Raw genomic sequence first — 20,376 nt, forward strand, 5'->3', positions numbered from 1 at the left:
GCAATCATCGTCTGATAATTTCCCCTATTTTACTATATATTTATTCTTGCGTCAACGATAACAAATATCATTATAATGCTTTATCAGCACCGAATGTCTTGCAGACCATGTGAAAAAATATTATAATGAAAACCGTTCGTTCAATGAAGGAGGATATGGATTGAAGTTCCCTCTTGCACGCGGTTTTTGGCATCTGTTCAAAGGATATTGGAGTTCCCCCGAAAAGTGGAAGGCACGCGGATTGCTCACCTCGGTCATCGCGCTCAACCTTATCATGGTCTATCTGCTCGTGCGGATCAACGACTGGTATCGCGTCTTCTACGACGCGCTGCAGGCGTATGACTGGGCATCGTTCTGGCCGCTCATCGGTGAGTTCACGGGACTCGCGTTCATCTATATTGTCATTGCAGTCTACGCTGTTTATCTGCGGCAAATGCTTACGATCAACTGGCGCACATGGATGACGGAGCAGTACCTCGCACGCTGGATGCACGGACAGGTCTACTACCGTCTGCAAGTCCTGCGCAGCGACACGGACAACCCCGATCAGCGCATCAGCGAGGACATCAACCAGTTCGTCAGCCTGACGCTGACGCTGCTCATCGGCATCCTCAAACAGCTGACGACGCTCGGAGCCTTCGCCGTCGTGCTCTGGAATCTCTCGGGCGCGATCACCGTCCCCGTCGGCGGCACAGAGTTTACCATCTACGGCTATATGTTCTGGCTGTCCCTCCTCTACTCGGGGCTTGGCACATACTTCGTCCACGTCGTCGGAAAGAAGCTCATCCGCCTGAACTTCGACCAGCAGCGCTATGAGGCGGACTTCCGTTTCAGTATGATGCGCGTGCGCGAAAACAGCGAGAGCATCGCATTCTATCGCGGTGAGATGGCGGAGGGTGTCGGGTTCAAGGAGCGTTTTGCAAACGTCATCAAGAACTACTGGGGGCTCATGCGGCGCACGAAGCTGCTGAACTTCTACGTCAACGGCTACGGTCAGCTCGCGATCATCTTCCCGCTCATTATGGCGGCTCCGCGTTACTACGCAGGCGAAATGGCGCTCGGCGGGCTCATGCAGACGATATCTGCATTCGGCCGTGTGCAGGATGCGCTCTCATTCTTTGTCGACTCCTACGGTTCGATTGCCGAACTTGCAGCCGTGATTCAGCGACTCTCCGGCTTTACGGAGCACATGGAGGAATCCGCTCGCGTCACGAGCAATATTGTACACAGAGAAGGCACAGGAGATGCACTTGCGCTGCACAATCTCTCGATCGCCCTGCCGGACGGCGCACCTCTTCTCACAGCATGCACGCTCACGCTGCCACACGGCAGCCGCATCCTTGTGACGGGAGCCTCAGGGGCGGGCAAGAGCACGCTGCTGCGCACACTCGCAGGGATCTGGCCGTACGGCAGCGGCACAGTCGAAATGCCGCAGGATTCCTCTCGCCTCTTTCTCCCGCAGCGCCCATATCTCGTCCTTGGGACTCTGCGCCGCGCGCTCTCCTATCCGCGCACGGCGACAGCGCCCGACACGGAGATTACACGCGTTCTTGGGCTGGTCGGACTGACGCATTTTTCCGCACGCCTTGACGATGCAGACGACTGGAGCCGCATCCTCTCGCTCGGCGAGCAGCAGCGGCTTGCCTTTGCCCGCATCCTGCTCATCCGCCCCGACTGGATCTTCCTCGACGAGGCGACATCTGCCCTCGATGAGGCACGCGAACACGCTCTTTATCAACTCTTATATCAGGAACTCCCCAACGCAAGCATCATCAGCGTCGGACATCGCTCGACCCTTTTTGCCCTTCATGACAGGGAGCTCCACCTATCAAACCAAACGTATACCTATCAGGAGATCCCCCATGAATCGTAGAGATTTTTTACGCCGTCTGGCGCTCATCGGCATCGGTGCCGCTGTCTTCCCCCTCTTCCCCTCCGCAGCGGAGGCATCATGGTACATACCATCCGTACTGCCGGGTGTCAGCATTCGCCCGACACATTTGAAATTCAAATCTCTTGAAAACCGCTTTGTGACGGACTGTATCGTCGTCCATCACATCGGCATGCCAAACGACGACGACGTCGCAGCAGCAACCGTACATGAATGGCATTTGAATCAAGGGTGGGCAGGCATCGGCTATCACTTCCTCATCCGCAAAGACGGCACGATCGAGGAAGGTCGACCGCTCGGCACGATCGGTGCGCATGTTTACGGCGAAAACAACCATACCGTTGGCATCAATCTCGCAGGCAATTTCGAGATCGGGGCTCCAACCGAGGCGCAGAAATCCTCAGCGGCGCATCTCATCGCCTCGCTCTGCACGATCTATCAGCTCGACCCACGGTGGCAGGGTACGGTCAAGGGACACCGCGACCTCAACGCGACCGCCTGTCCCGGCCGCTATCTCTACGCCCAGATGCCCGATATTGTCCAACAGGCACGTCTCTACTACGCATCCGAGGAGCTGCAAGCGGAGCGTCTGCGCATCGCGCAGCGTGAACGCGAGGCACAGGAAGCACAGCGTGCACGCATCCGCGCACAGATGGAGGAGACACAGCGCAGGAACGGCATGACACGCCCCTCACATCCGACACCGAGCAGCCCCAACCCGCCCGTGCAGCCCCCACCGGCAAAGCCGAACATCAAGCCGAGCAAACGTCCCGATCTGCCGAAACCAAATCCGAATCCCGCACAGCGGCGTATCGCAACATAACACACAGGAGGTGAAGAACGATGGGGTTTCACTACCGCTGGTTCGACCGCGATCAGGAGAAGGTCGATGAAATGGGCATTCCACTCACGCGTGCGCAGATCGACGCACGGGAACACGACAAGGAACCCGAGCGCATCTTCTCACGCGGCGAGCAGACGGGCATCGTTCTCTCCGCGCTGATCTTTGCCTACGGCTGGACGGAGGGCGATCTGCCGCTCATCTTCTTCTGCCTTTCCTTCCTGATCTTCGAGCTGCGAAAAATTGTCGCACGATACTCCCGAACCTATGGAAAGAGCATCGCAAACGCCATGCAGGGATTCAGCATTGCGCTGATTCTCGGTGCACTCACGCTGGTGCTGACCACCTAGGAGGTTCAATTTTCATGAAACAGCAAATGGGTATGGGCGTTTTGAAGGTCTGCGCCGCGCTGGCGATTGTCCTGCTCTTCGTCATCATCCACCTCATCGCACCAGAATTTCTGCCCGAGATGTTCGCCCTGCTCGCCAGCGGCGATATCCCTGCAACGGTGGAGTACATTCGCTCGTTTGGTGAAGGCGCACTCGTTTTCGCCTTCCTTCTCACCCTCTTTACGAACGCGCTCGGCTTCCCGCCTGCCGTCATCTTCTCGACGGCGAACGTCATTCTCTTCGGCATCGTTCCCGGCATCATCCTCTCCTGCGTGGCAGAGACAGTCGGAGTTACGATTGCATTCGCCCTCATGCGCTTCTACTTCCGCGAAGCGGCGGAAAAGGCAATCGCGAAGAGCCCCTTCCTCGCAAAGGTTGATCAATACAGCGGCAGCAAGGGCTTCTTCATCATGCTGATCGGACGTATGGTGCCCTATCTCCCCTCTGCCGTCATGAACGCCGTCGGTGCCCTCTCCTCGATTCGCTTCCGCGACTATGTGCTCGCCTCGCTCGTCGGCAAATTCCCCTCGACGGGCATCGAGGCAATCATCGGGCATGACATCATCATGCAGCAGGAGAACAACACGCGCCTCATCATTGTCATCATCGCCGCCGGTATCCTGATCTACGCTGCCATTCGCTACGAGAAACATCTCATGCGTGAAGAGGCTGTCCCACAGGAAATGGAGAAAAAAGAATGACGCGACGCTCGTTTTTGCAGGCTGCCGCCAAGACCATCTTCACGATGAGCTTCGGCGGTCTCTTTTCGTCCCGCTCTGCCCACGCCGCTGCTGACGGCATCCATCATCTGCGCCAGATCGTGACGGCGAATCCCGCACGCACGCGCATGATTCAGTGGGACAGCCCGCAGCTGCTCCAAAATGTGCGCGTTGAGCTGCGCAGCCCCCACAAGCAAGTGGAGAGCCTGATCCCCGCCTACACCTATCTTTCGATGGACGACGAGGTACAGTTTATCTATCATGCAGAGATTTCTTTCGCTGAGGACAGTGCCTACCGCGTCACGCATGCGGGAAGTGCGACGGAATGGATCCCACTACTCGGTGTGGGTAATCCGGTACGTGCCCTGCTCTTCTCGGACAGTCAGTGCGGCGAGAGCTACGATGTGTGGCGCACGACCTATCAGACGGCATGGCAGCGTCATCCGGACGCTGACGCTGCCGCCATCGTCGGCGACCTCACGGACAACGGGGAGTCCGCATGGCACTGGCGCTCATTCTTCGAGGCGATGGAGGCGGCAGGTGCACCGCTCGCCCGCCATCCCCACATCCCCGTCCTTGGCAATCACGAATACTACGGATTGCAGTGGACTGCCGTGCCGCCCGTCCGCTATCTCCGCACCTTTGCCCTGCCCGACAACGGCAGCCGTGATTTTCGCGGACACTACTACTCCTTTGACCTCGGCGCGGTGCACTGCATGGTCCTCGATACCCAGTTCCTTGAGGCGGAGGAACGCGGCGCGGCACTGAGGGCAGAGCAGATGGACTGGCTAAGAAAGGATGCTGCGGCAAGCACAGCACCGTGGAAGCTCGTCCTCATGCACAAGGATATTCTCGCCTACGGTGACTATCAGGTCGAGCAGAATACAAATCACGGCATCAGCGACGTGGGACAGGTTTTTTTGGACACATTCGATCGTCTCGGCATCGATCTCGTCGTCTCAGGACACGTTCACGCCTACCGCCGCCGTCAAATGCGCGCACGTCAGACGGACAAGAATGGAACTCTCTACCTCCTCGCGGGACCTGCGGGGAATCAATACTTCAACGTCCCCGCAGAGACATACGACATCATCGCCGGTCCCGATCCCACACCGTCCAACTACCTCTATATGGAAGCGGACACACAGCGCCTTCACATCCGCTGTGAGACTTTAGACGGGCGTGTATTGGATGCAGTGGAACTGCACAAATAAAAGAACTTACCCCATGTGACAGGTCGACATGGGATAAGTTCTTTTATTTGTCAATGGTCAATGCTTCCACGGTGTCCGATCTCTGTAGTCTCTCTTGATCCTCTTCACCGCCTGATCGTGGCGCTTCTGCTCCTCCTGCATCGCTCGGTCATACTTCGCCTGATCGCCGTCACGTTGGAACTCAAAGCGGATCTTGCGCACATTCTGCTCGTGCACGCGATCCTCCTCCTTCATGCGGAAGCTGTACTCATTCGCTGCACCGCTGATGCATTCAAGCGGCTGATAAACAGGTGTCGCCTCCGCCGCAGGAGATACCGCCATAATGCCAAGCCCCAAAGCTGCAGCCAAAACACCAGAGATATATTTTTTGTTCTTCATGATCTTTGCTCCTTTGCCACGTGTTCCTCCCACCTTTACCCTACTGCCTTTGGGTTGGAGTGTATTTAAGCGGAGGTAAACAATGCGTTAGAGTTATGAAATTAAAAACGCCGCACCGATCAGGTGCGACGCTGAGGTCTCCCTTACTCCGCTGTGAACGGAAGAAGCGCAATGTTGCGCGCGCGCTTGATCGCAAGCGTCACCTGACGCTGATGCTTCGCGCAGTTGCCGGAAATACGGCGCGGCAGAATCTTGCCGCGCTCCGTCGTGAAGCGGCGCAGCTTTGCGGCGTCCTTGTAGTCGATATGATCCACCTTGTCCACGCAGAACGAGCAGACCTTACGACGAGGCTTACGGCCTCGATCTCGTTTCATCATTTCGCTGTCCCTCCTTATTACGGGATGTACTGAGCATCACGCGCTCAGAATGGAATGTCGTCGTCAGGAATCACGGGACCCATCATATCCGGTGTACCGCCGCCCGCAGCGGGCGCGGCACTGTGCCCCATCGGCGCGTCATAGCCGCCAGAGGAACTGCCGGCATTCTTGGAATCGAGAAACTCGACATTGTCCGCCACAACATCCGTCGCATACTTGCGCTGTCCGTCATTGCCGTCGTAGCTGCGCACTTGGATGCGCCCCTCAACGCCGACGCGGCGCCCCTTCGTCAGATTGTTTCCGCAGATTTCAGCAAGTTTTTCCCAGCAAGTGACGGGAATAAAGTCCGCCGTCTGCTGACCTTCCTGCTGTGCCGCCCGCGAAAAGCGACGATCCACCGCGATCGTGAAGCGGCAAAACGCCTTGCCGCTCTGTGTGTAGCGAATCTCCGGGTCGCGCGCAAGGCGACCGATCAATATGACTCTGTTCATCGGTTTCTCTCTCCTGCATGGATTCCCGTCAGTCGATTACTCCTCGACGCCGTCCGCACGGACGATCATGTGCTTCAAAAGCTCGTCCGTGATCTTCATCACGCGGTCGCACTCAGCGACACAGGCGGGCTCTGCATTGACGTACAGCAGAACATAGTATCCTTCACTGTTGTCCTTAATCTCATAGGCGAGGCGCTTCTTGCCCCAGCGGTCTTCTTTCTCGATCTTACCGCCGTTTGCCTGAATGAGCTTTGTGAATTTCTCGATGACGGCGTTTGTCGCTTCTTCCTCCATCGGCTTCACAATAAATATGACTTCGTACAATCTCACGAAATCACCTCCTCTTCGGTCTATGGCCGCCGCTTTGTGCAGCGGCAGAGTTACTCCTATGTGAGCGCGCACGAAAAAAGCACACGCTCACGCGACAAGGGTTAGTATATCATGTTTGAGGACGGCGCGCAAGGGCTTAATTCCCAATTTCCGTGGGACGGCTCTGTAGGAGGTTCATTGTAAAACGAAATCGGATACGCAAAGAAGGAGACTATACAGAATCAAACCTGTAAAATATCTTTGCCAAGACACCACCATGAGGTTCTGTGTACCCCTGCACATTGAAGATCTGATTCTTCAAGAGCGATACAAAGATTCTTGCACACACTCAATGTAAGTCTTATGTTGCAAGGTTGCTCGACCATAACAAATTCTCGTATGCAAAAGTATGCTATAATTATGTTCTTGCAGAGGGGGTGAATGGATGATTTTTTCTGCAATATATCAGCCGCTGCTCATCATTGCAGCGGCACTGGCAGGGATTATTCTCGGATCTGTGGAGGGACTCCGCGAAGCCTCTGCTCATATCATTACGCCCTCACTGGCGGCACTGCTCTACATGGTCTTTCTCTCCGCCGACGGCAGCAAGCTGCGTGCGGCGTTTCAGAATGTCCGCTTCACGCTGACCGCCGTCGCTGTCAATTTCCTGTGGACTCCCGTTTTTTCCTATGCATTGGGACTTCTTTTCTTTCATGAAAGCATTGATATGCAGATCGGCCTGATGATGCTTCTCGTAACGCCATGCACGGACTGGTACCTTGTCTTTACGGCACAGGCGCGTGGAAACACCGTGCTCGGGGCATCAATCCTGCCGCTGAACCTCACACTGCAAATCCTGCTCCTGCCCGTCGATCTGGCTCTATTCTACGGGGATATTGTCCACATGACCGATGCAGAGGTTGTTCGCAGCGCGCTGATTGTGCTGCTCCTGCCGTTGACTCTTGCCGTATGCAGCCGAATACCTGGACGTTCCTTTCCGCGCGCGGCACATGGCATCACACACCTCCGCAGATGGGGAGACGGGCTGCAGCTCGCTTTTCTCATGACCGCTGTCCTTGCTATGTTTGCATCGGAAAGCACGCTGCTGTGTGCACATCCTAAGCTCTTCGCCGATATGCTCCTCGTCATGCTGATCTTCTTCATCGTCAACTATGTGTTCGTACGCCGTCTTGGCACACGGCTGGGATTTCGTGGCGCAGACCTCACGGCACTCAGCTTCACCACCCTCGCACGCAACTCACCGCTCGCACTGGCAATCGCCGCTGCTGCATTCCCCGACCGCCCTCTGACCATACTCGCCCTCATCATCGGCCCGCTGATCGAGCTGCCTGTACTCGCGCTGATCGCACAGCGAATCCGAAAGACACAATCCGGCGAATGATATCCGCAAACATGGCACTATTTTCAGCGTTCCTTCATATGCGATATCCCTGTGCTCGTTTGCACACAGCAAAAAGCGCGCCCCCCTAGAGAGCGCGCTTGTCTTATTTTTTCAGTTGTTCCGATGAATGGCAGCAAGAAGGTGGTTCGTCACAGGACGAGCAGCTGCTGCCGCAGCAGTCCTCCCTGCCCAGACAAAAGTTCCGATAGACGTGGCGGACTGCAAAAAAGAGTGCGACCGCCACGAATGCACCAACGACATAGGTCGCCATAGGAATCCCTCCTCAGAAAACGAATCCTTTCATCAGAATCCGAGTGTCCGACCGATCTGATAGACGAGAAGTGAAACAAACCAAGCAATCGCGAACATATAGACGGCAGAGAAGCCGACCCATTTCCACGCGCCCGTCTCTTTCTTGAGCGTACCGAGTGACGTGACACACGGCGTGTAGAGCTGTGAGAACACCATGAAGGCAAGTGCCGAAAGACTTGTAAACGCTGCGCCCATTCCCGTCTGGAGCATCGTGGAAGCCGTATCGACTGCATCTGCCGCCTCTGTCGAGACATCGGCAACACCGTAGAGAATGCCGATTGTCGCAACAACCGTCTCCTTCGCCATGATGCCGGAGAGGACAGCCGCGCCGGCCTCCCACGTTGCAAAGCCGTGGAATGTGAAGAGCACAGACATCCAGCTGCCAAGTGTTGCGAGAATGCTCTCCTCGATCTCGCACGGCCCGCTGAAGTTGTAGTTCGACATAAACCAGAGGATGACCGATGCCGCAAAGATAATCGTACCGGCCTTGATGAGGTATCCCTTGCCCTTATCCCATGTCTCCAAGAGAACCGAATTCATATCGGGCATACGGTACGGCGGAAGCTCCAACAGGAAGGTTGAGCCCTGTGCCTTGAACATGGTCGAGCCGAGCAGCTTTGCCACAACGATTGCCATGACCATGCCGATAACATACATGAGGAAGACAACGTTCGCCGCATTATCGGGGAAGAACATCGCTGCAAACAGTGCCATGATCGGCAGCTTCGCACCGCACGTCAGGAATGGCGTAACGAGGATCGAGACCATGCGGTCTTTTTCCGAGTCGAGCGCACGTGCACCCATGATGGCAGGAACAGCGCAGCCGAAGCCCATCATCAGAGGCATGATGCCCTTGCCCGTCAGACCGCAGCGGCGCATGATCGGATCGGTGATGAACGCGATGCGCGCCATGTAGCCCGTGCCGTCGAGGAACGAGAGGCAGAAGAACAGGACGAAGATGAGCGGGACGAATGTCAGCACCGAGCCGACACCCGCGATGATGCCGTCCGTGACGAGCGAGACCATCCAGTCCGCAACCCCCGCCGCCACAAGCGAATCCTTTGCAAAGTTCAAGAACTCATCATTGATGAGTACCTCAAGCTCGTCGGCAATGGGCTGTCCAATCCATGTAAACGTGATCTGAAACACAGCATAGAGAATCAGGAAGAAGATCGGCAGCGCAAGAGCTCCATTTGCAAGGAAACGATCAATCTTCTCCGAGCGCGTTGCACCGACACTTTGAACCGTCACCGCCTGCGCCATGACCTGATCGATGAGTGCGTAGCGCGCCTCAATGATCGCCTCCTCCTTCTCCGCCTCCGTACGCGAACTGCCCTCGATTTCATGGATCTTCGCAATGTGCTCCTTGACAAGATCACTCGGCTGATACCTCGCCATGACCGTACTCGTAAAGACATCGAGCAGCGTCTTTGTACTCTTGCTGCTGCGCCCCGTCGTCTCGACCGTGGGCATGCCGAGTGCCTCTTCGAGCTTCGCCGTGTTGATCTTGATGCCGCGCCGCTGTGCATCGTCCTGCATATTGAGGTCGATGAGGAGCGGAATCCCCTTCTCAAGGAGCTGCACCGTGAGGAAAAGATTGCGCTCGATGTTTGAACTGTCCACAACATTCAGGACGAGATCCAGCTTCGTATTCGTCAGATAGTCAATGACGATTTTCTCCTCCGGCGAGCGTGCGTTGATGCTGTACGTCCCCGGAAGATCAACGATGGAAATTGCCCGCCCCTTATAATGCGTGTGGCCGATCTTCTTGTCGACCGTAACCCCCGGCCAGTTGCCGATTTTCTGACGTGCTCCCGTCAGCGCGTTGAAAATGGTCGATTTACCGGTATTCGGATTGCCGGTCAGAGCGACTGCAAGTGTTGACATATTCCGGCCCTCCCCTAACCGACCTGCTCGACGGATATAAGTACTGCATCCTCACGGCGCAGCGCGAGATTGTACGAGCGAATGCCAATCGCGATCGGATCCCCCATGGGGGCTGAGCGCAGAACCGTCACCTTCGTTCCCGGAATGAGTCCCATCGACATGAGACGCTGCTTGAGCGGTGACTCACCGATTTGCAGAATCTTCAGTGTCATTCCTGTCTTCCCATCCTTCAGTGTCAATCAAGATACCTCCTAAAACCCACATTATTATCAATGCAAATGATAATGAAACTATCTCTGCACTGTGTATGATACCTTATCTCATATCATTCCGTCAAGTACTTCCATTCGTGGAATCATACTTGGACAACAACTATCTGTTTACAGCGGAAAAACAACCGCCCATCCTGTCCAATGAGCGGTTGTTGAAAATCCATATTCATCTGTATAAGTTACTTTTCACGCACGACGATCTCGTACGAGTGCAGATCCGCCGCAAGGCCCTCCTAGTTGTCGAAGAGTTTCGACCGGCCCGTATCCGTGGGTGCCGCGCGTCTGTTCTCCATCCGTGCGACTTTCGCCGCACGGAAGTTGCAGCAGACGCGAAGCTTCTGCCACGTACACTCACATTCGTAGGCAACGACGCTCGCATTCTCACGCCCGAGAAAGAAGATGTCCCCCTTCTGGATGCAGCTGCCGAATGGATATTATGCACTTTTAAAGCCGGGCGGTAATCGCAGCCGTCAGACCAAAGATGATGCCCGGCGAATTGGCGATTACAAGCGACCAGTCGCGAGGTCTTCCTCCTATACCATAATACATCCAACTTCCGCTTTGATTGTACGCTGTTTCTCCATGCAAGGCAAGAAAAAAAACTATCGACAAAGGAAAACACCTCTGATGCACCGAATACCTCATACAGTAAATTATACCTCGTAGCAAGAGAATTGTTTCTACAAAATGGGAGGGATCCACAATGACAGATCTGCCAAAGATTGCGCTTGGTGCATGGGCATGGGGCAACGACGGCACATTCGGCACAAACTACACAGAGGAGCAGCTGCGCCCCGTCTTTGACGATGCGATGGCTCACGGGCTGAATCTCTGGGACACGGCGTACGCATACGGCATGGGCACATCGGAGCAGATGCTCGGTGCATTCCTCAAAGGACGTGCACGCGACTCCTATCTGATCGCGGACAAGCTCACGCCACAGTGCTTGGATCCGTCCTCGGACACCCCCGTGGCGGATATGTGGGAAATGCAGCGGAAGATGCTCGGCGTGGAGACCATGGACATCTACTGGCTGCATAACACAACAGAAGCTCCGCGCTGGATTGAACGCATAGCGAGGTTCTTTGAGGGCAAAGCCGATGCGCCGATGATCGGTGTCTCAAACCACAATCTCACAGAGATCAAGGAGGCGGACAAAATCCTTCGCGCGCACGGGCGAAAACTCGGTGCGGTACAGAACCACTACAGTCTCATGAACCGTTCCTCCGAGGAGTCGGGGATTTTGGACTACTGCCGCGCAAACGACATCCGATTCTTCTCGTACATGGTGCTCGAGCAGGGTGCGCTCTCGGGGCAGTACAGCACGCTGAATCCTATGCCGAACAACTCTGAACGTGCAGCAATCTACAATCCCATCATGGATAAAATCGAGATGCTGAACACTTCGCTCAAACTGCTCGCAGACAAGTACAAGGTCAGCATCGCGCAGATCCCCCTCGCATGGGCGATCGGCAAGGGCACGCTGCCCATCATTGGTGTGACAAAAAAGAGCCATGTCACAGATGCCGTACAGGCAATGAAGATAACGCTCACCCCGGAGGAGATCGCGCTGATTGAAAGCACGGCGGACAAGCTCAACTTCAACACCATTCGTTTATGGGAAAAAGAAATGGTGTAATTACCTATACCGCCGGATACAAAAAGGTGGATGCTGCACGAGGGTTTTCGAACCTTCATGCAGCATTCACTTTTTAATGGCCGCCGTAAGCTGCGAAAATGTACGACAACTCCGTTATTCAATTCAGATGCGGAAGAACATCTGCCATCTTACCGCAGCTTGCAATATCGGTCTCATAGCCGAAATGCACGAGATCAGCGGCAAGCGCGGCATCCGTTACAGTGAATCCCGAAAGCCCGTCTGCCCCGTAGTCAAAGAGGCAGGGGTGCATGGGCACCGAGGGCCCGACGAGAACGGTTACCGCATTCCTTGCGAGCTCCAAGAGGCGCGGCAGAGTCTTATTCGCAAACGTCGCTCCCGTTATAAAGACAAAGTCCTGCTGCGGCAGAAGGAACTCCGCCGCCTCCGCAGGATAGTCCCCCCACTCGGGCTGCATCTCAAGGATGGAAAGCTCGCAGATCGGCTCCCATTTCTTTTGGAAATGGGGAAAATGTCCGACAACAGCAACCTTCTTCCCGCGAATCTGCTCCATGTACATGGCGAATGCTTCAAGCTTCTTGCGCTCGCCAAGTGTCTTGGCAGAGGCATTGTCTCCGTGAAATCCCTGCATCGCCTCTACCTTCGACGGCTGATTGTAAAAGGCGTTGATGGCAGCGGCGGCAATGGATGCCTCCTGTCCCTGCCACGAGCGCACATACTCTCCCACCTCACGCAGCGAACAGCCGAGAAAGCTCTCCTTGCGCAGACGCGGACGGCTGTACGCAGGGATTGTCATGCAGACACCGACCAGATCACCGGCGCGGACGTACGTCCACGGACGCCCGACAGCATAGTCATCGATGTGGATATCCTGCGGCAGCTCATCGATGATCTCGTCGTAAAGATTCCAGTAGTTCACAAAAACACCTCCATTCATCCCTTATGTTGACTTTAGGATAACACAGCCGCCTATGAGATTCAACAGTGAATAGGGACGAAAGAAAATGCTTATTTCATAAAACAACCGTCTTATCCGTGCAGACCTGCGCGGACAGATAGCTCGCGCCTGAGGACGCTCCCGTTCCAGAGCGTGTCCTCGATGTGCCGTGCGCCGCGCAGCCCCATAAACGGCTGATCCGAGATATGCAGACGATCCACGACGGGATAGGCGACGGGAATGTAGAGCATCCTGTGTGGGTCGGCAAGCACGGACTCGCTGCTGCTCCCTATGAGCAGCCCACGTTCCATTGCCGTGAGGAGTTCCTGTGCCCGCGCCGTGTCCGTCTCCGAGAGCTGCTCGTCCGCGATCTGTGCGGCGGCAGCGTCCTCGCGCAGCTGCGCTGCAACCGCGAGATGGCGCACATCCGCCCACTCTGTCCGCAGCGCCTCGGCAAGTCCCCACGCCGTCGAGCGCGGTGTACGGATGAGCGCGGTATCAAAGAGCAGTTCTCCCCAGGTATTCTTGAGATCGTTGATCCGCAGGAAATCCCTGCGCTCCGCCGCCGCAATCTCCGCCACGGCATCCTCCCCGCGCGTGGGCGGCAGCGCGGCAAAGATCGCCGCAAGCCACCGCCGCGTTCCCGCACGGCCGTACGGGGGAAGCGGCGCGATATACGGCGTGCCGCAGCGCTCCTCTATATATTTTGCCGCCGGAAGTCCGAGCTCGTCATGCACAACGATATTGAGCTCTGCCTGTGCAAGATCGTCAATGCTCGCGAGCGGCATATCGCAGCCGAATACGTGGCGCACCTCATATCCTGCCCCCGTCAACAGGCGTACAAGCTCCCGTGCATCGTTCTCACCGTTGTAGTAGGACGAGGTCATGCCGATGAGGTTGACCCCGCGCCGCACCTCTCCCCGTGTCTCTCTGAGCAACACATCGAGCGTCGCGCAGGAGGCACGCGCCCATCCGTCTGCAAAGCTGCCGATCAGTCCGCCGCTGTCAATGGCGACTACGGGGCAGGTCACCCCCGCCGCACGTGCAATCGCTCCCACATCGTCGCCGATCAGGCTCGCAGAGCTGCCGCTGATGACGGCGAGCAGCGCGGGCGGCTGCTCAATATGCGGCTGCAGTGCCTCGCGCAGATACGCCTCCGCACCGAACACGATTGCATCGTTGTCGAGCTGCGTACACTTCATGCGGTGCGAGATGTCGCTCTGGCTCTGCTCGATGTGCCGCTGCGTAAAGAGATAACACCACAGCGGCCCGTTGACGATCACGGCACAGCCGCGCAGCCCTGCGAAGAACGCCGCCGCGCCTGTCAGTGCACAGCTCTCCATCCACACGGACATATCGTCGAAGGAGAGAAATTCCTCATCCATAGATCAACCCTCCTCTGTCCGTATGCCGATAGAGTACATGCTCCATATCCTCGATGAGCTGCCGCTCCATCGCCCAGCCGACCGTGGGCAGTTTGCCGAGCAGGATCTGCCGCAGCTCTGCGTCCACGAGTTCATGTGTGGTAAAGACGAAATCCACCGACCGCAGCAGTTCCTCACTCGCAGGATCCTCCACCGCAAGGATCGGTACGTCCGTGCACTGACGCAGCCCTTCCTCCACTGCTGTACGCTGTTCCTCGGTAAAAAGCGCGAGGAGGATGATTCCGGCGAGATATACGCCCGCCTTTTCGATCAGGCGCAGGAGAATCTCCGGCTGCAGCCAGTGCAGCTCGCGCCCGACGACGAGCACCGTACGCCGCTCGTCAAGCATCTCCCGCGCACGCACGAGAACGCGCTCGAACGCCTCCTCCTCACGTCGGATCACCTCCTCCGCCTCCGACGCGCGCCCGCATTGTGCACCGATGCAGCGCAGCCAATGCGCCGTCTCCTCCGCACCGCCTGCAAACGCCTCGGCAAAGTACGGTGTGCCAAAGCGCGTATGCAGCTCCTCTGCAAACGCGATGAGCATCTCCTGCTTCTCGTCCGACATCGCACTGCCGAGCACAATGAGCAGCTCCGCCTCCGGTACCGCCTGTATCTCATCCAGCGGCGTATAGGTGGGAAACTGTACCGTAAGCTGCAGCCCGATCCCCGCGAGCAGACGCTTCAGCTCCTGCACATAGGCACTGTAGAAGCCGCCATAGTCCCCGAGAAACGCCACCGTCCCCTGCCGCATCCGCGCGGGCGGCTGCATAAAGCGGTCGGTCAGCACACGCGCAACCGAGAGATAGCCGTCAAAGGACTCATTGTCTAAAAAACCGCTCGTGGGGACTGCCACAACGGGCAGACCAAGTTCCTCCTCCATCTCCTCCGCCACTGCCCGCGTATCATCTCCGATGATGCCGCTCACGCAGGAACCTCCGATAAAGACAGCACGCGGATGGTACTTCTCCGCCGCATAGCGGACGCACGCACGCAGCCGATCCACCGCACCAAACACCGCATCCCCCTCGCCGATGCCGCTCGTGAGGAGTGGTACGGGCGACGGCGGTGCATACGTGCCCGCACCGACCAGACGATGAAAGCTGCCGACATCCTTTTCACGCACCACATGGGCGCAGGAGCGCGGACTGTGAAAGATGACCAGTGCTCCCCGCACGTACGAGAGCGCCCACCAGACAGCGGGCATGCTGCAGCTGCACTGCGCACGCCGCACGCCTGCGCGTTTTACCTCAATCGCCATACTGCTCCACCAAGTCCTCCAATTCCTCAAACGCCATCGGTGTCGGCACCGCAAAGTGTTCGTTGCGGTCAATGTCTTTTGCCAGCTGCACATAGCACTGCGTCTGTTCTGCGTCCGGTGCGTAGGCGATGAGCGTCTGCCGGTGAATCTCCGCCTCATGCACAGCACGCGACCGTGGGATATAGGCGATGAGCTGCGTCCCGAGCCGCGCGGCAAACGCCGTCAGCAGCTCCTCCTCATGCAGCACATCACGTCCGTTGCCGATGATGCCGCCGAGCTTTACTTCCCCGCGTGCGGCGAAACGACACACGCCCTTGGCAATGTTGTTTGCAGCATAGAGCGACATGAGCTCGCCCGAAGAGACAATATAGATCTCCGATGCATAGCCCTCGCGGATCGGTACGGCAAAGCCGCCGCAGACCACATCGCCCAGCACATCGTAGAGAACCACATCGACATCGTCGAAGGCATGCAGTGCCTTCAGACGCTCAAGCGCGACATTGATGCCGCGCCCCGCACACCCGACACCGGGATCCGGGCCTCCCGCCTCGATGCAGCGGATGCCGTTCCACCCCATATGCACAAGATCGCCGAGCGTCAGCTGTGTCCCCTTTTTCACGCGCTCCACATCCAGTACCGTGGACGGCGCAATGCGTCCGAGCAGCAGCCGCGTCGAGTCATTCTTCGGATCACAGCCAATCTGGCAGACCCGCCGCCCCATCTGCGAGAATGCGGCAGACACATGCGCCGCCGTCGTCGACTTTCCGATGCCGCCCTTGCCGTAGAACGCAATCTTCTTCAATCCCATCTCTCCTCACTGCCGGCTGCTGGCTTTGAAGTATGGAAGCACCGATAAATCAGCCGCGCCATCTTAACGGGCTTTGCTTCCTCAAAGCTTCCCATGTTTTATAGAATAGCACATCCCCGCGAAAAATTCCGTGTCATTTGCACTGTATGATCCAATGTCTTGCATTATTGATGAATCTTTCCAACGATAAAAGCACCGCCGGAAATGGCGGTGCCGTTACACAAGTATGAGGTTTTCAGTGGTACCGTTGTTAAACAGGAAATCAATAATATTCCGTCTGTTAGCTCCAAGGAAGCGTACTGACGATGGCCTGGACGGCTTCGACAGGAATGGGTTCCTCAAACGAGAGGGAGAAGGTATAGCCGCCGCGCGACCAGAGGGCGAGACTGACGAGCTTTTCTGTTCCCTTGACGCGGATATACTGGCGGCCAATCTGCACGACTTGATTGACCTCATAGACGGTGCTGTCCCCGCTGATGTCCGCATCGCCCTTCGCCATACGGAAGAGTATCTCCTTGCCCGCGTCATTGCGGTAGAAGATCTCAGCGATGCTCTTGTCGATGACAATGATGTCCTTCTGCGCGTAGCCGACAGGCAGGAGTGTCGGCGTGTAGACAGGCAATCCTACGACTGCCCATGCGTCGCGCACACTCGTATACGTAACGAGCGGCGACGGGATCTGCTGCGGATTCTCCGCTGCATGGACGCTTCCCATACAGAGCACCGAAGCCGCGAGACCGACAGTCAGCATACGCTTCATTCCATATGTCTTCATTGGTAAACCTCTCATTTCTTTGCTGCTTTTTTCTTCGTCTGAAATGCAGCTTTCTTCTTCCCTGCTCCCGCAAGCATTTCACGTGCATTTGCCAGTGCCGCTTCGGTGACATCATCGCCCGATGCCATGCGTGCGATCTCGCGCACGCGCTCCTCGTCGGAGAGTGCCGTCACCTGTGTTATGGTCGTGTCCCCCTTGACAGATTTTGCAATGTATAGGTGCTCGTCCGCCATACACGCGATCTGCGGAAGGTGTGTGATGCAGAGGACCTGCTTGTAGTGCGCGACAAAGGCGATGCGTTCGGCGACCATCTGGGCGGTGCGCCCGCCAATGCCCGTGTCGATCTCATCGAACACCATGCTCATCCCGCCCGTGTCGCGCGCCGCGATGATGGATTTGATCGCGAGCGCTATGCGTGAGAGCTCGCCGCCCGAGGCGACCCTCTCGAGGGGCTTCTCCTCCTCGCCCACATTTGCCGAAAAAAGCATGCTGAGACTGTCCGCACCACGGTTTGTGTACTTCTCCTCGGGGGTAACGACAATGCGAAAACGCGCCTTTTCCATACCAAGGCCCTGCAGTTCACGCGCAATGTCGGCAGAGAGCACGGTGCCGACCTCCTGCCGGCGTGCAGTAAGCCCTGCCGCGAGGGCTTTGAGTCGTTCATGCAGGGCAGCAATCTCCTTCTCAAGCTGCTCCATATCTACATCATAGTTATCGATGCTTTCCAGTTCTTTCCGAACGGAAGCAAGCCGATCGAGTACGGCCGGAATCGTCCCGCCGTATTTCTTTTTGAGACGATCAATGACATCCATGCGCATCTGTATCTGATCGAGCCGCGCAGGATCCGCATCAATGCCGTCGAGATAGTCACGCACCTCATAGGATGCCTCCTGAAGCGAGATGTATGCCTCCTCGATCATCGCCTGCGCATTCGCGAGCCCATCGTCATAGCGCGCAATCTCATCGAGTGCATGCGTGATGCGTGCGAGCGCGGATAGGACAGATATCCCTGCCTCCCCATCTTCGCTGAGGAGATTCCCTGCCTCGGCCGCATTTTCCACAAGGCGTTCTGCATTGGAAAGACGACGAATCTCCGCCGCGAGCTCCTCATCCTCGCCCTCTGTCAGATCCGCCTCGGCCATCTCCCGCTCCTGCCAGCGCAGCATATCCAGACGTGCACCGATGTCCTCGATCTCCTCGGCACGCTCCTCCCGTATGCGCGTCTTTTCCTTCCAGTCCGCATAGACCGCTGTATATGCCGCAAGATGCGCACGCAGATCACTGTCCCCGCCCTCGAGCAGGTCCCGCTGTGCATCCTCACGCAGGAGGGCAAGGTTCTCGTTCTGTCCGTGAATGTCCACAAGGTAAGGAGCCAGTTTTTTCAAAAAGGTCAGCGTAACATGGTTCCCGTTGATGAGGATCGATCCCTTGCCCGTGCGTGCCACCTTGCGCAGAATGATCAGCTCATCCTCGCATTCGATCTCCTGATCCGCGAGCAAGGAACGGAGCTCTGTCTCCTTCTCATCGAGCAAAAATACTGCCTCGACACGCAGTGCATCGCAGCCGCTCCGAATTGCGTCGGCGGAGATACGATGTCCGAGGATCGCGCCGAGCGCGTCGATCAGGATGGACTTCCCCGCACCGGTCTCACCTGTGAGGATATTGAGCCCCGCACCGAACGCAACGGCTACCTCTTCCAGCAGCGCAAAATTCCACACGCGCAGGCTTTGCAGCATGGTGTTCCCTCCCCTCAGCGAATGAGGCCTTGAATACGTGCGACGATCTCCTCTGACGCGTCCTTCGGTTTGACAAGCACGAAGATGCTGTCGTCCCCCGCGACCGTACCGATGATCTCCGGCCAATCCGAGGAATCCAGCGCCGCCGCAACCGTTGCTGCTCCCCCGGAATGGTCTTGACGACGACAATGTTTTCACTGTGGTTACAGAACGTCACATTGTCCTTGAAGAGGCGCTTCATCCGCCCTTCAGAGAAGCGTACACTCTCGTGCGGAGACACAGCATAGCGATAGCGACCATTGCCCGCAGGCACTTTAATCAGGTATAGCTCCTTGATGTCCCGTGAAATGGTCGCCTGCGTGACGCGCATATGCCGCGCACACAGTGCCTCTGCAAGCGCTTCCTGCGTTTCGATGATCTCCTCACCGATGATCTTCTTGATAAGCTCGTGGCGCCGACTTTTCATTCCTCTCTCTCCTAGCAGTTTTTCCAAAGTTTCGTACGCAGAATCTGATAGTAGTCCTTGTCCTCAAATTTGACAATGCCCGCGCGCACATCCGAGCATTTGACGGTGACAGTGTCGTCTGGATGAATCGGCGTTGTCTCCTGTCCGTCGAGGGTCACAATAATGCTCTGGCGCGTGTCAACGAGATGGATGTGAACAGCGTCCTCCTCGCGGATGATAAGCGGACGGATGTTGAGTGTATGCGGACAGATCGGCGTGAGTACGATCCCCTTTACCATCGGATTCATGATGGGACCGCCCGCCGAGAGTGAGTACGCCGTGGAACCGGTCGGTGAGGCAACGATGAAGCCGTCCGCCTTGCACTCGACAAGCGGTGTATCGTTGACCACAAGACCAAGTGAGATAATGCGTGCGGGATCTCCCTTCATCACAACGATATCGTTGATGGCGAGGCCCAAAAAATGCTCCGCACCATCCGGCTTTGTGACGTAGCCTGCAAGAAAACGGCGCCATTCCACATGGTAGTCGCCCATACAGAGTTTCTCGAGCCGTTCCTCCAATTCGTTCTGCTCGATGTCCGCCATGAAGCCAAGCGTCCCCATATTGATGCCGCAGACGGGTACGGGATTCTCGGCATACCTGCGGCAGATGCCGAGCAGAGTTCCATCTCCGCCGAGGCTGAGTGCAACGTCTGCCGGAAGCCGCTCGATCCCGTCCACGCCGCAGTCCGCCATACCGAACTCTGCCGCACGCGCCCGCGGCAGCATGATACGTGCGCCCCGCGCGGCGAAGAATGCACAAATCCGCCGAAGAACCGCACTTGTCTCCGGCTTGATTAAATTTGGAAAAACCGCAACCGTCATCAACTG

General features: G+C 56.8%; 22 protein-coding genes and 1 pseudogene. 8 read left to right on the forward strand and 15 right to left on the reverse strand.

From position 1 onward, the window contains the following. Positions 1-160 precede the first annotated feature (160 nt). From BCS37_RS06905 to BCS37_RS06925, 5 genes are read left to right on the forward strand one after another with little or no spacing between them, the layout of a single operon-like run. Positions 161-1,873, forward strand: coding sequence for an ABC transporter ATP-binding protein/permease (locus BCS37_RS06905; RefSeq protein ID WP_069180756.1), 1,713 nt, complete (start codon positions 161-163; stop codon positions 1,871-1,873). Next, positions 1,863-2,714, forward strand: a complete 852-nt coding sequence (locus BCS37_RS06910; RefSeq protein ID WP_069180757.1) for an N-acetylmuramoyl-L-alanine amidase — start codon at positions 1,863-1,865, stop codon at positions 2,712-2,714. The genes BCS37_RS06905 and BCS37_RS06910 overlap by 11 nt, the downstream gene beginning before the upstream one ends. A 20-nt stretch (positions 2,715-2,734) precedes the next feature. Next, positions 2,735-3,082 carry a hypothetical protein gene (locus BCS37_RS06915; protein ID WP_069180758.1) on the forward strand — a complete coding sequence of 116 codons (348 nt, stop codon included), beginning with the start codon at positions 2,735-2,737 and terminating at the stop codon, positions 3,080-3,082. Positions 3,083-3,096: 14 nt separating this feature from the next. Then, positions 3,097-3,822, forward strand: coding sequence for a TVP38/TMEM64 family protein (locus BCS37_RS06920; protein WP_069180759.1), 726 nt, complete (start codon positions 3,097-3,099; stop codon positions 3,820-3,822). Next, a complete protein-coding gene (locus BCS37_RS06925; protein ID WP_069180760.1) occupies positions 3,819-5,054 on the forward strand; it encodes a metallophosphoesterase family protein in 1,236 nt (411 codons plus the stop codon). Before BCS37_RS06920 ends, BCS37_RS06925 begins: the two co-directional genes overlap by 4 nt. Positions 5,055-5,111: 57 nt before the next feature. On the opposite strand, the gene BCS37_RS06930 is transcribed toward BCS37_RS06925, so the two are convergent. The 4 genes from BCS37_RS06930 to rpsF form a co-directional block, all read right to left on the reverse strand. Then, positions 5,112-5,432 carry a hypothetical protein gene (locus tag BCS37_RS06930; RefSeq protein WP_069180761.1) on the reverse strand — a complete coding sequence of 107 codons (321 nt, stop codon included), beginning with the start codon at positions 5,430-5,432 and terminating at the stop codon, positions 5,112-5,114. 143 nt (positions 5,433-5,575) lie between these two features. Beyond that, positions 5,576-5,809 carry a 30S ribosomal protein S18 gene (gene rpsR, locus BCS37_RS06935; protein WP_006306231.1) on the reverse strand — a complete coding sequence of 78 codons (234 nt, stop codon included), beginning with the start codon at positions 5,807-5,809 and terminating at the stop codon, positions 5,576-5,578. Positions 5,810-5,853: 44 nt separating this feature from the next. Continuing rightward, complete coding sequence (locus BCS37_RS06940) at positions 5,854-6,300, reverse strand: single-stranded DNA-binding protein (protein WP_069180762.1); 447 nt, start codon at positions 6,298-6,300, stop codon at positions 5,854-5,856. Positions 6,301-6,336: 36 nt separating this feature from the next. Beyond that, positions 6,337-6,630, reverse strand: coding sequence for a 30S ribosomal protein S6 (rpsF, locus tag BCS37_RS06945; RefSeq protein ID WP_040394679.1), 294 nt, complete (start codon positions 6,628-6,630; stop codon positions 6,337-6,339). Between the two features lie 424 nt (positions 6,631-7,054). On the opposite strand from rpsF, the gene BCS37_RS06950 reads away from it, so the two are divergent. Then, on the forward strand, positions 7,055-8,011 hold the full coding sequence (locus BCS37_RS06950) for an arsenic resistance protein (RefSeq protein WP_069180763.1): 957 nt from the start codon (positions 7,055-7,057) through the stop codon (positions 8,009-8,011). A 103-nt stretch (positions 8,012-8,114) separates the two neighbouring features. Here the strand turns inward: BCS37_RS06950 and BCS37_RS11820 are convergent, their stop codons facing one another. From BCS37_RS11820 to BCS37_RS06960, 3 genes are read right to left on the reverse strand one after another with little or no spacing between them, the layout of a single operon-like run. Further along, positions 8,115-8,282 carry a FeoB-associated Cys-rich membrane protein gene (locus BCS37_RS11820; protein WP_006691608.1) on the reverse strand — a complete coding sequence of 56 codons (168 nt, stop codon included), beginning with the start codon at positions 8,280-8,282 and terminating at the stop codon, positions 8,115-8,117. A gap of 32 nt (positions 8,283-8,314) precedes the next feature. Continuing rightward, positions 8,315-10,210: a ferrous iron transport protein B gene (feoB, locus tag BCS37_RS06955; RefSeq protein ID WP_069180764.1), complete on the reverse strand. Its 1,896-nt coding sequence runs from the start codon at positions 10,208-10,210 to the stop codon at positions 8,315-8,317. A 14-nt stretch (positions 10,211-10,224) separates the two neighbouring features. Then, the gene (locus BCS37_RS06960; RefSeq protein WP_069180765.1) at positions 10,225-10,449 is read right to left on the reverse strand and encodes a FeoA family protein; all 225 of its coding nucleotides are present in this window, start codon (positions 10,447-10,449) and stop codon (positions 10,225-10,227) included. A 122-nt stretch (positions 10,450-10,571) separates the two neighbouring features. On the opposite strand from BCS37_RS06960, the gene BCS37_RS06965 reads away from it, so the two are divergent. Together BCS37_RS06965 and BCS37_RS06970 are read left to right on the forward strand one after the other, a co-directional pair. Then, positions 10,572-10,943 carry a hypothetical protein gene (locus BCS37_RS06965; RefSeq protein WP_159057714.1) on the forward strand — a complete coding sequence of 124 codons (372 nt, stop codon included), beginning with the start codon at positions 10,572-10,574 and terminating at the stop codon, positions 10,941-10,943. 242 nt (positions 10,944-11,185) lie between these two features. Continuing rightward, positions 11,186-12,121, forward strand: coding sequence for an aldo/keto reductase (locus tag BCS37_RS06970; protein WP_069180767.1), 936 nt, complete (start codon positions 11,186-11,188; stop codon positions 12,119-12,121). 118 nt (positions 12,122-12,239) lie between these two features. Here BCS37_RS06970 and BCS37_RS06975 read toward each other — a convergent pair whose 3' ends face one another. The 8 genes and pseudogenes from BCS37_RS06975 to BCS37_RS07005 form a co-directional block, all read right to left on the reverse strand. Beyond that, the gene (locus tag BCS37_RS06975) at positions 12,240-13,019 is read right to left on the reverse strand and encodes a DUF364 domain-containing protein (RefSeq protein ID WP_069180768.1); all 780 of its coding nucleotides are present in this window, start codon (positions 13,017-13,019) and stop codon (positions 12,240-12,242) included. A 110-nt stretch (positions 13,020-13,129) separates the two neighbouring features. Then, positions 13,130-14,422 (reverse strand): nitrogenase component 1, encoded by a 1,293-nt coding sequence (locus BCS37_RS06980; RefSeq protein ID WP_069180769.1) that lies wholly within the window; start codon positions 14,420-14,422, stop codon positions 13,130-13,132. Further along, the gene (locus BCS37_RS06985) at positions 14,415-15,722 is read right to left on the reverse strand and encodes a nitrogenase component 1 (protein ID WP_069180770.1); all 1,308 of its coding nucleotides are present in this window, start codon (positions 15,720-15,722) and stop codon (positions 14,415-14,417) included. The genes BCS37_RS06980 and BCS37_RS06985 overlap by 8 nt, the downstream gene beginning before the upstream one ends. Next, positions 15,712-16,524 carry a nucleotide-binding protein gene (locus BCS37_RS06990; RefSeq protein WP_069180771.1) on the reverse strand — a complete coding sequence of 271 codons (813 nt, stop codon included), beginning with the start codon at positions 16,522-16,524 and terminating at the stop codon, positions 15,712-15,714. The genes BCS37_RS06985 and BCS37_RS06990 overlap by 11 nt, the downstream gene beginning before the upstream one ends. A gap of 286 nt (positions 16,525-16,810) precedes the next feature. Next, positions 16,811-17,305 carry a DUF4367 domain-containing protein gene (locus BCS37_RS06995; protein WP_069180772.1) on the reverse strand — a complete coding sequence of 165 codons (495 nt, stop codon included), beginning with the start codon at positions 17,303-17,305 and terminating at the stop codon, positions 16,811-16,813. A gap of 11 nt (positions 17,306-17,316) precedes the next feature. Continuing rightward, positions 17,317-19,041: a DNA repair protein RecN gene (recN, locus tag BCS37_RS07000; RefSeq protein ID WP_069180773.1), complete on the reverse strand. Its 1,725-nt coding sequence runs from the start codon at positions 19,039-19,041 to the stop codon at positions 17,317-17,319. A gap of 14 nt (positions 19,042-19,055) precedes the next feature. Then, positions 19,056-19,507: pseudogene (gene argR, locus BCS37_RS11830) on the reverse strand (arginine repressor). An 11-nt stretch (positions 19,508-19,518) separates the two neighbouring features. Next, positions 19,519-20,373, reverse strand: coding sequence for an NAD(+)/NADH kinase (locus tag BCS37_RS07005; protein ID WP_069180774.1), 855 nt, complete (start codon positions 20,371-20,373; stop codon positions 19,519-19,521). Positions 20,374-20,376: the final 3 nt, after the last annotated feature.

It is taken from the genome of Selenomonas sp. oral taxon 920 (assembly GCF_001717585.1).
Taxonomy (GTDB): domain Bacteria; phylum Bacillota; class Negativicutes; order Selenomonadales; family Selenomonadaceae; genus Centipeda.

Excerpts from the sequence above, each read along its gene's own strand:
- BCS37_RS06910 (WP_069180757.1), top strand. The coding sequence starts at position 1,863 with ATGAATCGTAGAGATTTTTTACGCCGTCTGGCGCTCATCGGCATCGGT.
- BCS37_RS06915 (WP_069180758.1), top strand. The coding sequence starts at position 2,735 with ATGGGGTTTCACTACCGCTGGTTCGACCGCGATCAGGAGAAGGTCGAT.
- BCS37_RS06920 (WP_069180759.1), top strand. The coding sequence starts at position 3,097 with ATGAAACAGCAAATGGGTATGGGCGTTTTGAAGGTCTGCGCCGCGCTG.
- BCS37_RS06925 (WP_069180760.1), top strand. The coding sequence starts at position 3,819 with ATGACGCGACGCTCGTTTTTGCAGGCTGCCGCCAAGACCATCTTCACG.
- BCS37_RS06930 (WP_069180761.1), bottom strand. The coding sequence starts at position 5,432 with ATGAAGAACAAAAAATATATCTCTGGTGTTTTGGCTGCAGCTTTGGGG.
- rpsR (WP_006306231.1), bottom strand. The coding sequence starts at position 5,809 with ATGATGAAACGAGATCGAGGCCGTAAGCCTCGTCGTAAGGTCTGCTCG.
- BCS37_RS06940 (WP_069180762.1), bottom strand. The coding sequence starts at position 6,300 with ATGAACAGAGTCATATTGATCGGTCGCCTTGCGCGCGACCCGGAGATT.
- BCS37_RS06950 (WP_069180763.1), top strand. The coding sequence starts at position 7,055 with ATGATTTTTTCTGCAATATATCAGCCGCTGCTCATCATTGCAGCGGCA.
- BCS37_RS11820 (WP_006691608.1), bottom strand. The coding sequence starts at position 8,282 with ATGGCGACCTATGTCGTTGGTGCATTCGTGGCGGTCGCACTCTTTTTT.
- feoB (WP_069180764.1), bottom strand. The coding sequence starts at position 10,210 with ATGTCAACACTTGCAGTCGCTCTGACCGGCAATCCGAATACCGGTAAA.
- BCS37_RS06970 (WP_069180767.1), top strand. The coding sequence starts at position 11,186 with ATGACAGATCTGCCAAAGATTGCGCTTGGTGCATGGGCATGGGGCAAC.
- BCS37_RS06980 (WP_069180769.1), bottom strand. The coding sequence starts at position 14,422 with ATGGATGAGGAATTTCTCTCCTTCGACGATATGTCCGTGTGGATGGAG.
- BCS37_RS06985 (WP_069180770.1), bottom strand. The coding sequence starts at position 15,722 with ATGGCGATTGAGGTAAAACGCGCAGGCGTGCGGCGTGCGCAGTGCAGC.
- BCS37_RS06995 (WP_069180772.1), bottom strand. The coding sequence starts at position 17,305 with ATGAAGACATATGGAATGAAGCGTATGCTGACTGTCGGTCTCGCGGCT.
- recN (WP_069180773.1), bottom strand. The coding sequence starts at position 19,041 with ATGCTGCAAAGCCTGCGCGTGTGGAATTTTGCGCTGCTGGAAGAGGTA.